The sequence below is a fragment of the Pontibacter sp. Tf4 genome, from assembly GCF_014212495.1.
Taxonomy (GTDB): domain Bacteria; phylum Bacteroidota; class Bacteroidia; order Cytophagales; family Hymenobacteraceae; genus Pontibacter.
On record NZ_JACKZC010000003.1, the window covers coordinates 39,874 to 57,584 of the forward strand.

The following is a 17,711-nucleotide window of genomic DNA, read 5'->3' on the forward strand; positions in this document are numbered from 1 at the left end:
TTGCTTCGATTTAGTTTATGGATTCTGAGATTAGAATAAACTTTCTAGATTATATAACTACCAAGAAAGCATTATTTACAATACTTTCATTAGTACTGCTTTTAGTGTTCTGGGACTTAGCATGGGATAAGTTTGATGAAGTTTTTGTTGAACCAACGTTTAGTAAAGTAAAACCTCATTGGATACTTGATTGGCTACATATCCTGATAGTTTACTTCACCATTATATTAACTATATACGCTTATATAAAGGATAAAAGAGTATCTATAGAAATCTTCTCTTTATCCACTCTTACCCTACTCATCTATTCTTATTGGAGGTTCATTAGTGATAAGTATAATTTCGTATCACTTACTTTTATACCTTATCATAAACATGGTGATTTAATACTACTGTTCTACACTTGTATTTCCATTCTAAGTATAAAAGGTTGGTTTAATAAATTAGAAGAACCTAAAGATTTTAAGGATCCATTTTTAGTTGACAAGCCAATTGCTGAAATAGTTAGAGATGAACTAGGTAGGAGAAAATTTGCTGAGAAAATAGCCTATAAAATACAGTCTAAGCCTAAACTAGATGACTCAGGTGCATTAGCTATTGGTATTAATGGAATATGGGGCTCTGGTAAAACATCTTTTAGCAATTTAATTAAGTGCTATATAGATCCCCATAATAGAATAATTATCGACTTCAATCCGTGGAGCAGTACTAGCCCTACTAAAATCATAGAAGATTTTTTCGAGCAACTGATTGATGCCATGGCAAAGTATGATCCAAGACTATCAAAAAGTATTTCAGATTATGCCAAATCTCTTACATCCATTGATGAAAACAGTATAACTAAAGGTTTAAACAGTATATCAGACTTCTTATTTAATGGTAATAGCAAAAGCTATGAAGAGATAAATGAATCTATAGGAAGATTAAAAAAACAAATTATAATTATTATAGATGACTTAGATCGACTTGATAAATACGAAATTGTAGAAGTCCTAAGAATAGTAAGGAATACCGCCAGTTTCAATAACGTTATTTACGTTGTTTCTTATGATCGAAACTATATAGAAGAAGCAATAAAGCTTTTCAATCCATACAACTACAAGTCCTTTTTAGAGAAGATTTTTCAATTCGAGTTCACTCTACCTAAGTATGATAATAGCATATATCGTGAGATGCTTATAACAGCCATTAAAGAAAACATAGATGCAAAATATATTTCTCTAGTAGATAGTGCTGTTGAAGCAAGAACAAACACAGGAAGAAGCTTTACAAATGAAATTGTAAGAACTAAGCGAGATGTTATCAGACTCGCTAACTCAATTATTTTTGAATTTTCACTAACTGAAGAGGAAGTACACTTCGAAGATTTCTATTTATTACAGTTATTAAAAATAAAACATCAAAGAGTTTACGAACAATTATATCAATACAAGGACATTTTCTTTATTACAGAAACAAGTAATAACGATAAGTATCTTCGATTAAGAAAAGAAAGTGAAAAATCCCTTGATGATAATTTTAGTGATGTCTTTAGATTATTAAATACTGATGGCACTTATGGAAATTCGAAAAAAGAAGTAAAATCAGATGATGAAACAGAAATTTTTAGAAGCTTCCTGGATAATAGAATAGCTGATGAATTTGAGAAGGATTTTGTTTATAGTATCGTAGTTGAACTTCTTCGTGAAAAAAACTATAGTGAAGCAGCGTCAAATAAGGAAAAATACAAGTCATTCAGGTATCCTGGGAATCTTTATAAATACTTTTCCTTCCAGCGACTAACTTCAGATATCCCCACACGTGAATTTGAAGAACTAAGACGTGGTAACTATGAAGTTTATAAGCAGCAAATTTTTGATTGGATTAACGATGGTAAGCTATCTGAACTCCTTGATAGGTTAGAAAAAATTAATGATTTCACAACATATACTGAATATGAAAACCATTTAAATGTATCTCTTGACATTGGGAAATATAGGTACTCAAATGGACAGTACTACGGTTTAAACTATTGGCAAATTATAAAGACTCTTAGGTATCCTTCAGATAAGTTAGAAACAACAGAAATCTTCAACTCACGAGATGAATATGAAGATTTTGTGAGACAATTCTTCTTATCAGCACCACCACCATATACTTTTGAAAGTAATATAGTAGTTACTGCTATGTCAGATGCTAATGACTTTATTTTAAAAAATAATGAGTTAACTTCTATAAACCTTGATTACTTTAATAAGTATCGCGAAGCGAATAAGGCTGTAACTGTTGAATTTAGAGAGTTGTATAGAAACTGCGTTAAACTTGACCCTTCTGCGAGTTCAAAATATACTATCGTCCCTGAAGCAACAAAACAGTTTAAGCGCCACTTCAAGATATATCTTAAGACATGTGAGTTGAGTGGATTTATAATGCATAGTACTCCTCAAACTGACTCATTCCATATTCATGGAGATTGGATTAAAGAGATTTTTAATACCATTCAAACATTCGAAATTTATTTAAACTCTGCTTCTAACCTAGACAGAGAAGATATGTGTTTTAAAGAGTTTGTAACATTCTATGAAAAATCAAAGGTAGTTCCAGACCGCTTTATAAGTGTTGAATTTAACTTTCAACATTTGAATCCTGATAGGTATAAATAATTTATATGTCAAATTGGAAATCATATAAACTAGGCGACTTCGCAGATGTGCAAACTGGCCCCTTCGGAAGCCAGTTGCATGCTTCTGACTATGTAGAAACAGGTATACCTTCTATTATGCCTGTGAACATAGTTGACCACAAAATCGAAGAAGCAGGTATTGCAAGAATCAAAGCGGAAGACGCTGAAAGGCTAAACAAATATTTAGTTGCTACAGGAGATATAGTTTTTAGCAGGAGGGGAGAAATTCATAGAAGAGCACTCATTACTGAAAAGGAAAAAGGTTGGCTTTGTGGTACGGGTTGTCTTCGAGCCCGGCTCAGAAGTATAGATGAAGTTGATCCACAGTTTTTATACTTCTACTTAGGTATAGATGAAGTTCGCGACTGGTTATATGGTCATGCCGTTGGTACTTCAATGCCAAATTTGAACTCAGGTATACTTTCAAATTTACCTATAGAACTTCCCGATCTACCCACCCAACGCCGCATAGCCGAAATCTTATCTGCGCTGGATGACAAAATAGAGCTGAACCGCCGCATGAACCAAACTCTGGAGCAAATGGCGCAAACACTCTTTCGGCAGTATTTTGTTGATGGTATAGATGAAGAGAATCTGCCGGAGGGATGGGAAAAATGTGAGTTTGGAGACTTTATTTCTTCAGTTTCTATAACTCATAAGTTTCCTAAACCACAGATTATATTCCTTAATACAGGAGATATTTTAAATGGTGATGTACTACATCGAAACTATAGTAATGTAAGAACACTACCAGGCCAGGCAAAGAAAAGCATACAGAAGAAAGATATTCTTTTCACCGAGATAAGACCCGCAAATAAACGCTTCGCTTATATAAACTTTGAGGCGAGTGATTATGTAGTTTCTACTAAGCTAATGGTGTTAAGAGCCAAAGCTGATCTAGATTCACTCTTCTTCTATTTTTTACTGACACGCGATGAGACACTAAAGGAATTACAGAATCAAGCTGAGGCAAGATCTGGTACTTTCCCACAGATTACTTTCGATCAGGTTAAGATTTTGACTTTCAACAAACCTAATGATGATTCTCTTCACAATTTTATAGAGAATACCCTTACTCCTACTTATCAGAAAATTTTCAAAAATAAGGAGGAGATAACCACGCTTACCACCCTCCGCGACACCCTCCTTCCCAAACTCATGTCGGGAGAAATTGATGTAATGCAAATCAAACCGGAAGAGCTGCATGAGCCAGTATTTAGCTGAGAGCGACATAGAGGCAGCTGCCATTGACTGGCTGCGCGAACAGGAGCCCTATACCTACCAACACGGCTCCGAGATAAAGCGCGACCTGAGCAAAGCCGTGCTCGAAGATGTGTTCGAGGCCTTTCTGCGGCGCCGCTACCCGCAGGTGCCGCCAAAAGTGCTGGCCGAGCTGAAGCAGGAGTTCCTCTACAACAGCGGCGCAGACCTGCACCAGCGCAACCACGCCTTCCACCTCAAGCTCAGCAAAGGCATCAGCAAAACCTGGAAAGACGACCTTGGCAAGCAGCACTTCGGCCACTTCTACCCTATTGCCTACGAGGACGTGCACCAGAACGAATTTTGGGTGGTCAACCAGTTCACCATCATCGGCAAAAGCAAACGCATCCCCGACCTGATCATTTTCGTGAACGGCCTGCCGCTGGTGCTCTTCGAATTCAAGAACCTCTTCAGCCAGGACGCCACCGTAGAAGCCGCCTACAACCAGGTACAGCACTATACCTACCAGATTCCGCAGCTCTTCGAGTACAACGCCCTCACGGTAGTCAGCGACGGTCAGACCACCCTGCATGGCATGTACAACAGCGGCCTGGAGTGGTTTGCCGCCTGGAAAAGTATAGACGGCCGCGAGGTAGTCGGCAACGGCTTCGCGCTGGAAACCCTTATCAAAGGTCTGCTCGTACCCGAGCGCCTTTTGCAATACGTGCGCCACTACATCTTCCACGAGCTCGACAAGGGCCAGCTGATCAAGAAAGGCGCCAAGTACCACCAGTTCTTCGGCATACAGTACGCCCTGCAGCAAACCCTGCAGTCGGTAAAGCCCTACGGCGACGGCCGCATTGGCGTGGTCTGGCACACAACCCGCTCCGGCAAAAGCATTACCATGGCCATTTACACCGGCATCCTGCGCCAGCTGCCCGAGCTGAAGAACCCGACCATTGTGGTGCAGGTAGACCGCTTCGACCTGAACCGCCAGCTCTTCGACGATTTCGTGGCCGCAAAAGATCTGGTAGGCGATGTAAGTATAGCCAACACCACCGACGAGCTGCGCAGCCTGCTCAGCGGCGATAGCGGCGGCGTGGTGTTCAGCACCGTGCAGAAGTTCAACCTCAAAGACACCGCCACCGGTCGCGAGCTGGAGCACCCCGTGCTGAGTACCCGCGACAATATCATCGTGATTGCTGACGAGTGCCACCGCACGCAGTACGGCCTGGTGCAGGGCTTTGCCAACAACCTGCGCCGCGCCCTGCCACAGGCGAGTTTCATCGGATTCACCGGCACCCCCGTCGACAGCAAAGACGCCGATACCGTAGCCGTGTTCGGCGACATCATCCATACCTACGACATCCGCCAGGCCACCGAAGACAAAGCCGTAGTGCCGATCTACTACGAGCCGCGCCTGGCCAAGCTGCACCTGGGCAATGAGCAGCTCGAAGAAGAAGCCGAAGAGATAACCGGCGGTTTGGAAGAAAACGAGAAGAACCGCATTCTGTGGGCCGCCATGGAAGACGCCGCCGGAGCCAAAGAGCGCGTAGCCGCCATTGCCCGAGACATCCTGCAGCACTATACTTCTCGCACGAAGAATCTGGAAGGCAAAGCCATGATCGTGTGCATGAGCCGCCGCAACTGCGTGAAGCTCTACGACGCCCTCACCGCGCTGGACGGTTGCCCCGAAGTAGCCGTGATCATGACCACCAACATCGCCAAAGACCCTATTGAGTGGAACGAGCACGTACGCTCAAAAGAGCAGATGGAAGGCATAAAAGCCCGCTTCAAAAATCCGGACGATGAGCTGAAACTCGTGATCGTGCGCGACATGTGGCTCACCGGCTTCGACAACCCCGCCATGCATACCCTGTATGTCGATAAAGTGATGAGCGGCCACAACCTGATACAGGCCGTCAACCGCGTCGCCACCGTTTTCCGCGACAAGCCCAGCGGCCTGATAGTGGACTACATCGGCATTGGTGACAGGTTAAGAGATGCAACGAAGAAGTATACTTCGGCAGGCGGCGAAGGCAAAGTGGCCTTTGATGTGGAAGAGGCGTTTGAGCTGGCGAGGGAGACGGTTGCGCAGCTGAGGGAAATGCTGCCGGGCGGTCCTGTTACGGTACAGTATGGTAAAAGCAATGGCTCCCGCGCTATGGATAACGTAGAGACGAAATACTTTGCGTCTCCAATAGCCGCTGAAGACCCAGGAACATTTACTACGAAGAGATCAACCGGGAAAGCAGCAGAAGGCAAAGATCAGTTCGGCAACGGTAGTCCTGCACCATCCGGGAAGGGACATTCGGGAACGATTGAGACGCAAAGTATTGCGTCTCTACATGAGGCTATTCCATACTTCAGCGCTTTATCCAAAGGCGAAAAACTGAAACTGGTACAGCATGCCGTTAACCACCTGGTAGCCGACGACGAGCTATGCAAGGCTTTTATGCTGAACGAGAAAAAACTCAGCCACCTCGCTCCTATCATCAAAAGCCACGAAAGTATAAATGAACTTGCGGCAGACATCGTATACCTCCAGCACGTAGGCGCAGCGGTCCGCAAGGCGAAGAATCCGGACCGCAACATTAAGAAAGCCGCCACGCAGGTAAAAGACCTCATCCACCGCAGCATCGTAAGCGAAGACGTGGTGGACGTATTCCAGATGGCCGGCATCGAGCGCTTCGACATCTCCATCATCAACGACGATTTCCTGGCTACGGCTAAAGAGCAGAAAACCGGCAACGAACTGAAGCTGGAGCTGCTGCGCCAGATCATGAACGACGAGATCAAAGTACGCTCTGCCAAAAACCTAGTGAAGTATAGAAAGCTGAAAGAGGAAGTAGAAAAGATCATCGCCGACTACCACAACCATTTTTTCGACAGCCTGGTAGCCATGGAAAAGCTGCGCGAAGTAGCTAAGCACATGCAGGAAGAAGACGAGCGCCGTAACCAGCTCGGACTAACCGAAGAGGAAGAAGCCTTCTATGAGATCCTGGCCAAGCACCCCAACGCCGTACAGGACTTCGACCTGATCAAAGAACTGGTACAAAAGATTTTGGCCCAGGTAAAGAAAAGCGCCTCCCAACCCGACTGGTACAAGAAAGACGACACCAAAGCCCAGCTGCAACTGGCCGTAAAGCAAGTACTTCGCTTTAAAGTAAAAGCCGAGCTGCAGGAGATTCTGGATGAGATCATGGAGCAGGCTGAGGCCAGGTACAAAGAGTATGATATGAGTGTGGCATAAATGCCATTGAAAACAAAATTTCTACTCTTTGATTTCTCTCGCACTAACTATACCTATGGCAACATAGGCGCTGCAGGTACAGCAGCACTACGTTTCTTGTACCACATGCCAAACAGCACAATGACTAAAAGTAATTCCGAAAGATCACCCCAGTAATACATGAGCTTTGCCGCTTCCCGTATCTGGTCAGCGCTATGCGGAGAATTGATCGGATACAGGTATGCGTACATAAACTTACTCAGGAACGCATGGGCAGCAATGCTGATAAACAGCACAAACACCCGAATACTAAAGGCAGGTCTTTTCGCCACAGGCTCCTGCCCTATCATGGACCAGGTAAACAAAAAGCCTGCTGCCAGAAAATGGAAGTGTATAAAGTAGTGCAGTAAAGGGGTGGTAAGACTTTTATCATATAGGGGTGTTAAGTATAACAGGTACATGCCACCCATGTTTAGCAACAGCGCAGTTACCGGGTGGCTGAGAACATAAAATAACCTGCTTCTGAGTATAGTGGTAATCCGCCTTGCTGTATTTACTGGCAATGCTTTCAGGGCTAGCGTAATGGGTGCAGCCAGCACTAAAAACAAAGGCCCATACATACCGATGAGCAGGTGTTGCACCATGTGCCCCACAAGGTTCTGGTGCGCCCATTGCATCACAGATGGCAACATGCTTATACTTAGTAGCAAAGCGCCAGTTATAAAACTAAGCGTTCTCCAACTCTTCCAGCCTCCTTTCGAATCCCGGATACTGAACGATCCCAGCAAGTATAAAACGGAAATAACTATAATCAACAGCTGCGGTATCAACGCTGAGAAACCCGGATCATTAGCATGGTGGGAAGCATGTTGCATCATACCTATAGTAAAAGCATCAGATGCCCGCATTCTGCGATTCTTTATTTGTGCCCTTTTTCAGTAAATAAAAGCCAATGAGCAACAGCAGTATACCTGCTGCATTCCAGGTAATGTCGTAGGGCAACAGGTTGTCAACATATCTTATCTGATGGGTTCTCAACACCTTATGATCCACCACGCCATCGAAAAGCTGAAACCCGCCCAATCCAAGAAAGAATCCAGGCCAGGCCCTTGCAGGATCCAGCGTGTTGCTTTTTCTAAGGTCAAGCAACATAAAGAAACCGGCTACAATAGCAATAAGCTCTGCTGAGTGCAGCAACCCATCAGCCATTAACCCAACCTTAAGAGTAGAGCGGTCGTAAAAGTGGTGCCATGCCAGCAACTGATGAAAAATGATCTCATCTATAGCTGCCATCACTCCTGCCCCTATAAGTGCAGCTGCCCACATAGATCGCTTCCTGGCATTTTGTACTAGTTCTTTGGTCATATATATAGTTTAGTAAACTACACTTGTTACTGTACTACGAGCCGCTAAATGCATTGTTCACCTACTTTTCAGGTTACTATAATGAAAGCTACCAGTTAATTAAGCAGCTACTTATCGGAGCAGGAAGAGCTTCATTTGTCTAAAACACTCTTAAAACACCTGCGTTAAATCCATTAACAATCATCAGATCATCATAACCACTTAACCAGAAAGCTATGACAAAGAACATGGGAACAACAGACCGCATTGTACGGTCGGCACTGGCAGCGGGCGCGGTAGCCCTGATTGTCACCAAAACAGTTAAAGGGCCGGCAGCCATTGCCTTAGGTGGATTAGCGACCATGTTTGCACTTACAAGTTCTGTAGGGCATTGTTCTGCTTATAATGTGGCCGACATCAACACCCTTTAACACGCTAGAAAGCGATCGAATACCACCATTAACTATAAGCTATGAGTTACCACTTAAGCAAGAAGATAAGCGGCTCTTTTGAGGCAGCCACAACTAAAGTGAAAGATGCCCTGCAGCAGGAAGGGTTCGGCGTGATCAGTGAAATAGACCTGAAAGAGAAGTTTAAGGAGAAGCTGCATGTAGATTTCAGAAACTATAAAATACTGGGCGCCTGTAACCCGAAACTGGCGCACCAGGCCATTCAGCAGGAAGCAAACATTGGCGTTATGCTGCCCTGCAATGTGCTACTGCAGGAACATGAAAACGGTGAAGTGGAAGTGACCGCCATAAACCCCATGGAAACGATGGCTGCCGTAGACAACCCGAACCTTTCTTCGCTGGCAGAAGAAGTAAGCCAGAAACTGAAAACGGCGATAGACAAACTCTAGCGCCAACACCAATAATAACTATAAGAAGGCTGTGCTGAAAAGTGCAGCCTTTTTTATTCTCAGGACAACTGTTATTTGAAAATAAATGGCTTGTGTAACCAATGTCACTGAACCGGGGCAACCTACACTCCATCTTTGTATCAATCATCTTAACAAGCATGACTATGAAAGACTTTTGGAACGAACGCTACAGCCAGGAACAAATGGTATACGGTGCTGAACCTAACGAATTTTTCAGGGAACAACTTCAACTCCTACAGCCCGGAACACTACTGTTACCTGCCGAAGGTGAAGGCAGAAATGCCGTGTATGCGGCACTGAAAGGCTGGCGGGTTACAGCGTTTGATTTTAGTGAAGCAGGTTCTAAAAAGGCCACAGCCCTGGCAGAACAGCGCGGCATAACTATAAACTACCAGGTAGCAGATGCGATGCACTTTGAATGTGAGCCTGAAAGCCAGGATGCGGTAGCACTGATCTATGCTCACTTCTCGCCTGAACTGCGACAGCTACTACATCAGAAAGTGATTAAGTGGCTAAAACCAGGCGGCACAGTTATAATGGAGGCTTTCCACCCAAACCAATTAAGCTATAGTTCTGGGGGGCCAAAAGATGAAAGCATGCTCTATACTGCAGACATGCTAGAAGCAGACTTTAACCAGTTAGAGATTCAACTACTGGTTGAAGCCGAAATACAGCTAAATGAAGGTACTTATCATAGCGGAACAGGCTATGTAACCAGGATGGTAGCTCAAAAGAAGCATAGTAAATAATAGAACATAAAAACTAGATCATAAAGGCTAACAGCTATACTCAAATGAAAGATACATTAAACATCATGGTACCGGTTGACTTTACACCGGTTTCTTACAGAGCAATAGAATTCCTGGCTTTCCTGATGGATAAGACACCCATTACTACGCACCTGGTGCATGTAATAGAAGTGAACTCCGCTGAATGGGCGGGTTCTGTAGATGCATCGGAAACAGTAAACAAAAGTGAACTAAAGCAAAAGCAGGAATTAGCTAATCAGAAATTCGCAGAGCTGAAACAGCATGTTGATTTTAGCTTTACCAGCGAAGTACTATTTGGTGGTTTGACTACAGTGCTCGCCGACTATGCCAATACCAAAAACATTGACCTGGTGATCATGGGTACGGACGGCGCTGCTGGCTGGCTGGAGAAAGTGTCTGGCTCTGAAGCGCAGCATGTGGTGCGTTATACCAACATTCCGGTCATCACCATCCATACGCATGCAGCCATTACCCCTATCCAGAACCTGCTATGGGTGGCGGATTTTGAAGCAGAAAAGCAACCAGAGCAAAGTGTGGCAACTATAAAAATGCTGCAGCAACTTTTTAATGCCAGGCTGCACCTGTTGCAGATCGTAGATAAAGAAGATGAAAACAGGTTACACCAACTGAAAGGGAAAATGGAGGATTTTGCGGAGCAGCTTAACCTGCAAAACTATGAACTGCACCTGCACCACAACTATAAGGTTCCGGCGGGTGTGCGCAGCTTTAACGAAGTATCTGAAATGGACCTGGTGCTGATCGGTACGCATGGCAGAAAAGGCATCAGCCACCTGTTCTATGGCAGTATCGCCGAAACACTGGTGAACCACTGCATCCGCCCTTTACTAACCTATCATCTTAACTAATATCCTTTCTCCTCTGTGTGCGGCTCAGGCTGCACATCGTTTTTACACCAAACACCATGCGTAATACATTTAAACTGGCGGCTATACTTGCTGCCAGCATGGGCTGGGGTACGGCCTCTGCCCAAAAACATCACGAAGCCCATCAACCAGATACTGTACAGGTAAACAATGTACAAGAACTTTTTACAAAAGGCTCAGTGCACGGGCATGTACGCAATTATTTTATGGCTACCTGGAGCCACCGCGAACTATCTGATAACTATGCCAATGCCATCGGTGCCGAAATAGCCTATAAGACAGCTCCCTTCTATGGTTTCAGAGTTGGCTTTGCCGGGTTGTTTACCTACAACCTGTTCTCATCGGGCATGGCACACCAGGATCCTTTAACAGGTAAACACCCGAAGCTGGAACTGGAGCTTTTTGATGTAGAAGACCCGGGAAACAAAGCCGACCTGGACCGGCTGGACGAACTATACCTGGAGTACAAAACAGATTGGCTGCACGCAAAAGCTGGGCGTTTCAGCTTTACTTCTCCCCTGATGAACCCGCAGGATACCCGCATGAAGCCTTACTCTTTTCAGGGTATCAGTTTTCAGTTTCCTGTACAGGAAAAAGCGCTACTGACACTTGCCTGGTTTGATCATTTCTCACCCAGAAGTACCGTAGAATGGTTTAAAGCTGGTGAGTCCATCGGTACTTTCCCTTCTGGATATGATATGCAAGGCAATCGATCAGGTTATGCCCACCATACTGAAACCAAAGGCGTTGCCGTAACGGGTCTACAGCTTAACTCAGATCAATCCCATCATGGCATTAACGCAGAAGTATGGAACTACTGGATAGAGAACATATCTAACACCAGCTACGGCCGGACAACAATAGAAATTGTACCGCAAGTAAAAGCAGGTATAGAAGGTCTGTACCAGGTGCAGACAGGCAACGGTGGCAACCCGGAAGAAGCGCATGCCTACTTCCCGGATCAGCAACAATGGCTGGTAGGTGGTCAGTTAGCATACGAGCCCGGAAGTTGGAACACATCACTTAATTACCTGCACATAGATGGGGACGGGCGCTTCCTGTTTCCGCGTGAATGGGGCCGCGAGCAGTTCTTCGCCACTCTCTCCAGGGGCAGAATGGAAGGCACAGGTAAATCAGGCTTACTTGTGGCAAAAGTAAAAAAACGCTGGTCAGATAGGTTATCTATAGAGGCAGCTGCTTCCAAAACCTGGTTGCCTGGCGTGGATAACTATACACATAATAAGTATGGAGCAGTACCATACATTGGATGGCTAGCTGACATTAACTATAGCCCTGCCAAACCAGTGCTCAAAGGATTGAACTTTCGGTTGCTTTATGTAGGTAGAACATCTCCGGATACAGACCTTCCGCTAGAAGCGATGTATTATAAAACCAACTTCCATAACCTGAACTTTGTAACACAGTTAAACTTTTGATCTCAGCCTGTGTGCCAAAATCTGATAATTACATCTGGTAAATACAGTGCTATTCTTTGTGTGACAAACATCACTGAACATGGCTTTCGTATACTTTAATTTTGTATCAGAAAGTTTGGTCAACTATAAAACAGCAAAGATCTATGAAAATTAAACAGTTTGAAGACAAGGGCTTAGCCCACTATGCATACGCTATCCTGAGCGAAAGCACAAAGGAAGTAATACTGATTGACCCGGCCCGCGACCCGCAGCCATACTATGATTACGCCAAAGAACACGACGCAAAAATTGTAGGTGTAATTGAAACGCACCCACATGCTGATTTTGTAAGCTCGCACTTGGAGATACACCAGAAAACCGGCGCCACTATTTACACGCATAGTATGGTCGGTGCCGATTATCCGCACCAGGCATTTGATGAGGGTGCCGAGCTGCAATTAGGAGAAGTTAAACTGAAGTCGCTGCACACACCAGGCCACTCCCCTGACGGCATCAGCATTGTGCTGGAGCATGAAGGAAAAGACAAGGCCGTGTTCACTGGAGATACCTTGTTTATAGGTGATGTAGGTCGTCCGGATTTGCGCGAGAGTGCCGGTAACGTAACCGCTAAGCGTGAAGAGCTGGCCCGCCAGATGTATAAAAGTACACGCGAAAAGCTGATGAAGCTGGCCGACGATGTGGTAGTGTATCCGGCGCACGGTGCTGGCTCGCTGTGCGGTAAAGGCCTGAGCGATGCCAACAGCAGCACCATTGGCGACGAGAAGCTGGGTAACTACGCCCTGAAGCCGATGAGCGAAGACGAGTTTGTAAAGGTGCTGACCGAAGACCAACCTTTTGTACCAAAATACTTTGGCTACGATGTAGGCCTTAACAAACAGGGCGCGCCAGATTATAAACCAAGTGTGGAAGGTGTGGCAAAACTGGAGAAGAACTATACCCCGGAAGATGGCGCTGTAATAGTAGATGCTCGCTCAGAAAAGGTGTTCAAGCAAGGTCACTATAAAGGTGCGATCAACATACAGAATGGCGGTAAGTTTGAAACATGGCTGGGATCTATAGTTGGCCCTAATGAAAGTTATTACCTAATAGGTGAAAGCGACGAACAGCTAAATGAGCTGATCGCTAAGGCTTCCAAGATCGGGTATGAGCTGCTGATAAAAGGGGCTTTTGTATACGACAAGCAGGACGGCGAAACGAGCGATAGCTTTGACAGATCAGCTTTTGAAGCCAACAAAGAAGACTATACCATCGTGGACATCCGCAACACCTCAGAAGTAAAGTCGGGTAAATTCTTTGAAAAGGCCATCAACATTCCACTGCCGGAACTGCGCGAACGCGTGAAGGAGATTCCAACTGACAAACCAGTAGTTGTGCATTGCGCCGGTGGTTATCGCTCAGCAGCAGGTAGCAGCATCGTAGAGTCAGCCCTACCCAATATAAAGGTGCTGGACATGAGTGAAGCAGTTACAGAACTTAAAAATAAATAGAAACAAACAGGAGACCTTGAGCATACGGGTCTCCGCTTACCTTAACTATAACGACCATGAACTATAAAGACATATCCGGAGAAGAGCTGAAAAAGCTAAAGGAAGAACAGCCAGATGCCGTTGTGGTGGACGTTCGTACCCCAATGGAAGTTAGCCAGGGTAAAATACCAGGCGCACAGGTAATAGACCTGATGGATGCCCAGTTTCCGCAAAAGGTAGATGCTTTGGACAAAGACAAACCCTATGTGCTTTACTGCAGATCGGGCAATAGAAGTGCCCAGGCCTGCAACTACATGGCGGGACAAGGATTTACAAAACTATATAACCTGAGTGGTGGCATCGGTAACTGGCCTTATGAAACTGAATAATCTGTCGCTTAGTACCGGAACAAAGCTGGTGTTGAGCATGACTATCGGGGGTATTTTAGGTTATATGATTTATGCCTTTTATGGTTGTAACGGTAGCTGCCTAATTACTTCCAGCCCCCTTAACAGCACGATTTACGGAACAGTAGCAGGTGCTATCTTTTCCAGAAGATTTATAGCTAAGAAGTAAAGAACTATAAGCAACTGCCTGTACCAACATAGTACAGGCAGTTGCTATTTTACAAGGATGCCAGCAGCTTTTAACATTGTATTACCTTACTTGTTTGTGACTAAAATCACATACAACTATACCTTAAAATATTTCCTTTGTGTAGTTCTAACAGCTCTTATAGTTAAGCTGTTATCATACATTACATTTGTCAAAATCCCTTAAGACCTGAAAGTGTCGGTCTTATGACATAAATAAATTTCTTATGGAAACCGAAAAAGTAAAAGTTCTGATCATTGGTTCTGGCCCAGCAGGCTACACAGCTGCGATATATGCATCCAGAGCCGGACTTAATCCGGTATTATATCAGGGTCTTCAACCAGGTGGCCAGCTAACCATTACCAACGATGTAGAGAACTACCCAGGTTACCCGGATGGCATCAATGGTCCGCAGATGATGGAAGATTTTAAACACCAGGCAGAGCGCTTTGGCACCGATGTGCGCTATGGTATTGCTACCGCTGTTGATTTCTCATTTAAACCACACAAAGTAACTATTGATGATCAGAAGGTTCTTGAAGCAGATACCGTCATCATTTCTACCGGGGCATCAGCTAAATGGCTTGGATTGGAGTCGGAAGCACGACTGAACGGTAGTGGCGTTTCTGCCTGTGCCGTATGCGACGGCTTCTTCTACCGTGGGCAGGATGTAGCTATAGTTGGTGCCGGTGATACGGCCGCAGAAGAAGCTACCTACCTGGCCAACCTGGCAAACAAAGTATATATGATTGTGCGCCGCGATGAGATGCGTGCCTCCCAGATCATGCAGGACCGGGTAAAAAGAACGAAGAACATAGAGATCCTGTGGAATACGGTTACAGACGAGATTCTGGGCGAGCAGGCTGTGGAAGGAATCAGGGTAAAGAACACCGTTACTAACGAAATGAGGGAGATACCGGTGAAAGGTTTTTTTGTCGCCATTGGCCACAAACCGAACTCCGACATATTTGCCGATTACCTGAACCTGGATGAGAATGGCTATATCCGAACGATACCAGGGACATCAAAGACAAATATAGACGGTGTGTTTGCCTGTGGCGATGTACAGGATTTCACGTACCGCCAGGCGGTTACTGCCGCTGGCTCAGGTTGTATGGCGGCGCTGGATGCCGAGCGTTACCTGGCAGCTCTGGAATCGGAGCATGCTACAGAACCAGAGCAGGACACAATACTTAGCTTAACTGACAAAGCATGATAAAAACTCTAAAGTATCAACTACTAACCGGCTGGCACCTGGCCCGCTGGATTCGTCTGGTACTTGGCGTAGCCCTGCTGATACAGGCTATCGCGAAAAGCGATGTACTGGTTGGTGCATTTGCCATTTTGCTTTTAGGGCAAGTCGTTACAAATACAGGCTGTTGCGGCCCATCGGGCTGCAGTGTACCACAACCAAAACAACACACAAAAGATACCACCGGACCTATTGAATAGGGAAAACGTAAAGGATAAAACATGGAAAGTAAAAATAAAGAAGAGTTACTGCAGAAGTTCTCACAGTTAGAGCAGCCATTGCTGGATGAGATACTAGCCCAAAGCACCATTAGACACCTGAAAGAAGGTGACGAAGCTTTACGGACAGGCCAATATATCAAATCAACCGTGCTGCTTTCTAAAGGCTTACTGAAAGTGTATCGCGAAGACGAAAATGGTAATGAGTTTTTAATGTATTACCTGGAACCAGGGAATGCCTGCGCCCTTTCCATGATGTGTACCGCACGTGATGAACAGAGCCAGATCATGGTAAAAGCAGTGGATGAATCGGAGATTATCCTGATACCGTCGCACCTGTCAGAACTATGGCTTGCCAAGTATAAAAGCTGGCACAACTTTGTAATTGCTTCGTACCGCCAACGCTTTGAAGAACTCTTGCAAACACTGGATAGCGTAGCATTTAAAGCCTTGGATGAGCGTCTTTTGTTTTACCTGAAACGCCATGTAAAAGTAAGCGGAAATGAAGTAAAATTATCGCATCAGCAGATTGCAAACGAGCTCAGCAGTTCCCGCGAAGTAATCTCCAGGCTGCTGAAAAAGTTAGAGCAAACCGGTGCTATCACGCTTCATCGCAATTATATAGAAGTACATGACCTGGATATAGTTTAACTAGAAACACAAGATAAAGGCGACCTGACAAATCATCAGGTCGCCTTTATTTTTAGCCTTTTTAAGTTATTTTCCCTTCTGTGACATCAGTCACTGTACTCCCTTCTGCTCCACCCTACCTTTGTACCAGAAATCAAGATAAAACTTTTAATAAAATGGAAATACTTGGATACATCGCTGCTATGCTTATTGGTTTATCACTTGGCCTGATCGGGGGTGGCGGCTCTATTCTTACTGTACCGGTGCTGGTTTATTTGCTGGGCCTAAGCCCGGTTATTTCAACAGCTTACTCCCTGTTTATAGTTGGGCTTACCAGTTTAGTGGGGTCATATAAATTTTACCAGAAAGGCTTGGTGAGCTTGAAAACAGCTGTTGTGTTTGGCTTGCCATCTATAGTGGCTGTATACCTGACGCGGCGCTACCTGGTGCCCGCCATTCCTGAAAATTTATTCACAGTAGGAGATCTGGCCATAACGAAAGGCGTGCTGCTGATGCTCTTGTTTGCCGGCTTGATGGTGTTTGCTTCGATCTCTATGATCAAAAAGAAAAAAGATGCACCGGCAGAACCAGCTGATGTAGTAGATGAGAACATTGACACCGAACTGGATGTGGAGCACACTGATCCAAAAGAAACGCACCCGAAGCCAAAGTTTAACTATGGCGGCATACTGGCTGAAGGACTGGTAGTAGGTACATTGACTGGTCTGGTAGGTGCAGGCGGTGGCTTCCTGATCATTCCGGCGCTGGTGCTCTTCAGTAAGCTGGATATGAAAATGGCCGTAGGTACATCGCTACTCATCATCGCTGTTAAATCGCTGTTCGGATTTATAGGTGATGTGTTCAACTATGAGATTGACTGGATGTTCCTGGGTATTTTCTCAGCCATTTCTATAGCCGGTATCTTCATCGGATCCTTCCTTTCCACAAAAATACATGCCGACAAGCTAAAGACTTCCTTCGGTTGGTTTGTACTCGTGATGGGCATTTACATCATCATCAAAGAAATATTTTTCGCATAAGCCTGGCAGCGTGACCAAAGTCACAGACTCTGGCTATTCTTATCCCGAAATTTGTAATGTCACCAAGGTAAAAGGGTGACTAAAATTGAGAAACTAAAAAAAC

16 protein-coding genes are annotated in these 17,711 nt (G+C 44.9%); 14 read left to right on the plus strand and 2 right to left on the minus strand.

What is annotated here, in order from left to right; genetic code table 11:
* Nucleotides 1–17 precede the first annotated feature (17 nt).
* The 3 genes from H7F15_RS05630 to H7F15_RS05640 are packed head-to-tail and all read left to right on the plus strand — an operon-like array spanning nucleotide 18 to nucleotide 7,115.
* Complete coding sequence (locus H7F15_RS05630; RefSeq protein WP_185195991.1) at nucleotides 18–2,642, plus strand: P-loop NTPase fold protein; 2,625 nt, start codon at nucleotides 18–20, stop codon at nucleotides 2,640–2,642.
* A 5-nt stretch (nucleotides 2,643–2,647) separates the two neighbouring features.
* Nucleotides 2,648–3,886, plus strand: a complete 1,239-nt coding sequence (locus H7F15_RS05635) for a restriction endonuclease subunit S (protein ID WP_185195992.1) — start codon at nucleotides 2,648–2,650, stop codon at nucleotides 3,884–3,886.
* Nucleotides 3,867–7,115 (plus strand): type I restriction endonuclease subunit R, encoded by a 3,249-nt coding sequence (locus tag H7F15_RS05640; RefSeq protein ID WP_185195993.1) that lies wholly within the window; start codon nucleotides 3,867–3,869, stop codon nucleotides 7,113–7,115. The genes H7F15_RS05635 and H7F15_RS05640 overlap by 20 nt, the downstream gene beginning before the upstream one ends.
* A 53-nt stretch (nucleotides 7,116–7,168) precedes the next feature.
* Here the strand turns inward: H7F15_RS05640 and H7F15_RS05645 are convergent, their stop codons facing one another.
* On the minus strand, nucleotides 7,169–8,002 hold the full coding sequence (locus tag H7F15_RS05645; RefSeq protein WP_185195994.1) for a cytochrome c oxidase assembly protein: 834 nt from the start codon (nucleotides 8,000–8,002) through the stop codon (nucleotides 7,169–7,171).
* The gene (locus H7F15_RS05650) at nucleotides 7,989–8,459 is read right to left on the minus strand and encodes a DUF2243 domain-containing protein (protein WP_185195995.1); all 471 of its coding nucleotides are present in this window, start codon (nucleotides 8,457–8,459) and stop codon (nucleotides 7,989–7,991) included. The genes H7F15_RS05645 and H7F15_RS05650 overlap by 14 nt, the downstream gene beginning before the upstream one ends.
* A gap of 215 nt (nucleotides 8,460–8,674) precedes the next feature.
* On the opposite strand from H7F15_RS05650, the gene H7F15_RS05655 reads away from it, so the two are divergent.
* The 11 genes from H7F15_RS05655 to H7F15_RS05705 all read left to right on the plus strand — a co-directional run bounded on the left by H7F15_RS05655 (nucleotide 8,675) and on the right by H7F15_RS05705 (nucleotide 17,608).
* Nucleotides 8,675–8,869, plus strand: coding sequence for a DUF2892 domain-containing protein (locus tag H7F15_RS05655; RefSeq protein ID WP_185195996.1), 195 nt, complete (start codon nucleotides 8,675–8,677; stop codon nucleotides 8,867–8,869).
* A gap of 41 nt (nucleotides 8,870–8,910) precedes the next feature.
* Complete coding sequence (locus H7F15_RS05660) at nucleotides 8,911–9,297, plus strand: DUF302 domain-containing protein (RefSeq protein ID WP_185195997.1); 387 nt, start codon at nucleotides 8,911–8,913, stop codon at nucleotides 9,295–9,297.
* Between the two features lie 164 nt (nucleotides 9,298–9,461).
* Complete coding sequence (locus tag H7F15_RS05665; protein WP_255481107.1) at nucleotides 9,462–10,067, plus strand: class I SAM-dependent methyltransferase; 606 nt, start codon at nucleotides 9,462–9,464, stop codon at nucleotides 10,065–10,067.
* Nucleotides 10,068–10,111: 44 nt separating this feature from the next.
* Nucleotides 10,112–10,954, plus strand: a complete 843-nt coding sequence (locus H7F15_RS05670; RefSeq protein ID WP_185195999.1) for a universal stress protein — start codon at nucleotides 10,112–10,114, stop codon at nucleotides 10,952–10,954.
* 56 nt (nucleotides 10,955–11,010) lie between these two features.
* Complete coding sequence (locus H7F15_RS05675; RefSeq protein ID WP_185196000.1) at nucleotides 11,011–12,408, plus strand: porin; 1,398 nt, start codon at nucleotides 11,011–11,013, stop codon at nucleotides 12,406–12,408.
* 143 nt (nucleotides 12,409–12,551) lie between these two features.
* The gene (locus H7F15_RS05680; protein ID WP_185196001.1) at nucleotides 12,552–13,895 is read left to right on the plus strand and encodes a rhodanese-like domain-containing protein; all 1,344 of its coding nucleotides are present in this window, start codon (nucleotides 12,552–12,554) and stop codon (nucleotides 13,893–13,895) included.
* Nucleotides 13,896–13,951: 56 nt separating this feature from the next.
* Entirely contained in the window at nucleotides 13,952–14,263 is a 312-nt protein-coding gene (locus H7F15_RS05685) for a rhodanese-like domain-containing protein (protein WP_185196002.1), read from the plus strand.
* A gap of 431 nt (nucleotides 14,264–14,694) precedes the next feature.
* Nucleotides 14,695–15,684, plus strand: a complete 990-nt coding sequence (gene trxB / locus H7F15_RS05690) for a thioredoxin-disulfide reductase (protein WP_185196003.1) — start codon at nucleotides 14,695–14,697, stop codon at nucleotides 15,682–15,684.
* Nucleotides 15,681–15,920: a hypothetical protein gene (locus H7F15_RS05695; RefSeq protein WP_185196004.1), complete on the plus strand. Its 240-nt coding sequence runs from the start codon at nucleotides 15,681–15,683 to the stop codon at nucleotides 15,918–15,920. The genes trxB and H7F15_RS05695 overlap by 4 nt, the downstream gene beginning before the upstream one ends.
* 21 nt (nucleotides 15,921–15,941) lie before the next feature.
* Nucleotides 15,942–16,589: a Crp/Fnr family transcriptional regulator gene (locus H7F15_RS05700; RefSeq protein ID WP_185196005.1), complete on the plus strand. Its 648-nt coding sequence runs from the start codon at nucleotides 15,942–15,944 to the stop codon at nucleotides 16,587–16,589.
* Nucleotides 16,590–16,744: 155 nt separating this feature from the next.
* Nucleotides 16,745–17,608, plus strand: a complete 864-nt coding sequence (locus H7F15_RS05705; protein WP_185196006.1) for a sulfite exporter TauE/SafE family protein — start codon at nucleotides 16,745–16,747, stop codon at nucleotides 17,606–17,608.
* Nucleotides 17,609–17,711: the final 103 nt, after the last annotated feature.

What these genes read in the sequence shown, in the direction of transcription:
- H7F15_RS05630 (WP_185195991.1), top strand. Translation starts at nt 18, where the DNA reads ATGGATTCTGAGATTAGAATAAACTTTCTAGATTATATAACTACCAAG.
- H7F15_RS05635 (WP_185195992.1), top strand. Translation starts at nt 2,648, where the DNA reads ATGTCAAATTGGAAATCATATAAACTAGGCGACTTCGCAGATGTGCAA.
- H7F15_RS05640 (WP_185195993.1), top strand. Translation starts at nt 3,867, where the DNA reads ATGAGCCAGTATTTAGCTGAGAGCGACATAGAGGCAGCTGCCATTGAC.
- H7F15_RS05645 (WP_185195994.1), bottom strand. Translation starts at nt 8,002, where the DNA reads ATGCGGGCATCTGATGCTTTTACTATAGGTATGATGCAACATGCTTCC.
- H7F15_RS05650 (WP_185195995.1), bottom strand. Translation starts at nt 8,459, where the DNA reads ATGACCAAAGAACTAGTACAAAATGCCAGGAAGCGATCTATGTGGGCA.
- H7F15_RS05655 (WP_185195996.1), top strand. Translation starts at nt 8,675, where the DNA reads ATGACAAAGAACATGGGAACAACAGACCGCATTGTACGGTCGGCACTG.
- H7F15_RS05660 (WP_185195997.1), top strand. Translation starts at nt 8,911, where the DNA reads ATGAGTTACCACTTAAGCAAGAAGATAAGCGGCTCTTTTGAGGCAGCC.
- H7F15_RS05665 (WP_255481107.1), top strand. Translation starts at nt 9,462, where the DNA reads ATGAAAGACTTTTGGAACGAACGCTACAGCCAGGAACAAATGGTATAC.
- H7F15_RS05670 (WP_185195999.1), top strand. Translation starts at nt 10,112, where the DNA reads ATGAAAGATACATTAAACATCATGGTACCGGTTGACTTTACACCGGTT.
- H7F15_RS05675 (WP_185196000.1), top strand. Translation starts at nt 11,011, where the DNA reads ATGCGTAATACATTTAAACTGGCGGCTATACTTGCTGCCAGCATGGGC.
- H7F15_RS05680 (WP_185196001.1), top strand. Translation starts at nt 12,552, where the DNA reads ATGAAAATTAAACAGTTTGAAGACAAGGGCTTAGCCCACTATGCATAC.
- H7F15_RS05685 (WP_185196002.1), top strand. Translation starts at nt 13,952, where the DNA reads ATGAACTATAAAGACATATCCGGAGAAGAGCTGAAAAAGCTAAAGGAA.
- trxB (WP_185196003.1), top strand. Translation starts at nt 14,695, where the DNA reads ATGGAAACCGAAAAAGTAAAAGTTCTGATCATTGGTTCTGGCCCAGCA.
- H7F15_RS05695 (WP_185196004.1), top strand. Translation starts at nt 15,681, where the DNA reads ATGATAAAAACTCTAAAGTATCAACTACTAACCGGCTGGCACCTGGCC.
- H7F15_RS05700 (WP_185196005.1), top strand. Translation starts at nt 15,942, where the DNA reads ATGGAAAGTAAAAATAAAGAAGAGTTACTGCAGAAGTTCTCACAGTTA.
- H7F15_RS05705 (WP_185196006.1), top strand. Translation starts at nt 16,745, where the DNA reads ATGGAAATACTTGGATACATCGCTGCTATGCTTATTGGTTTATCACTT.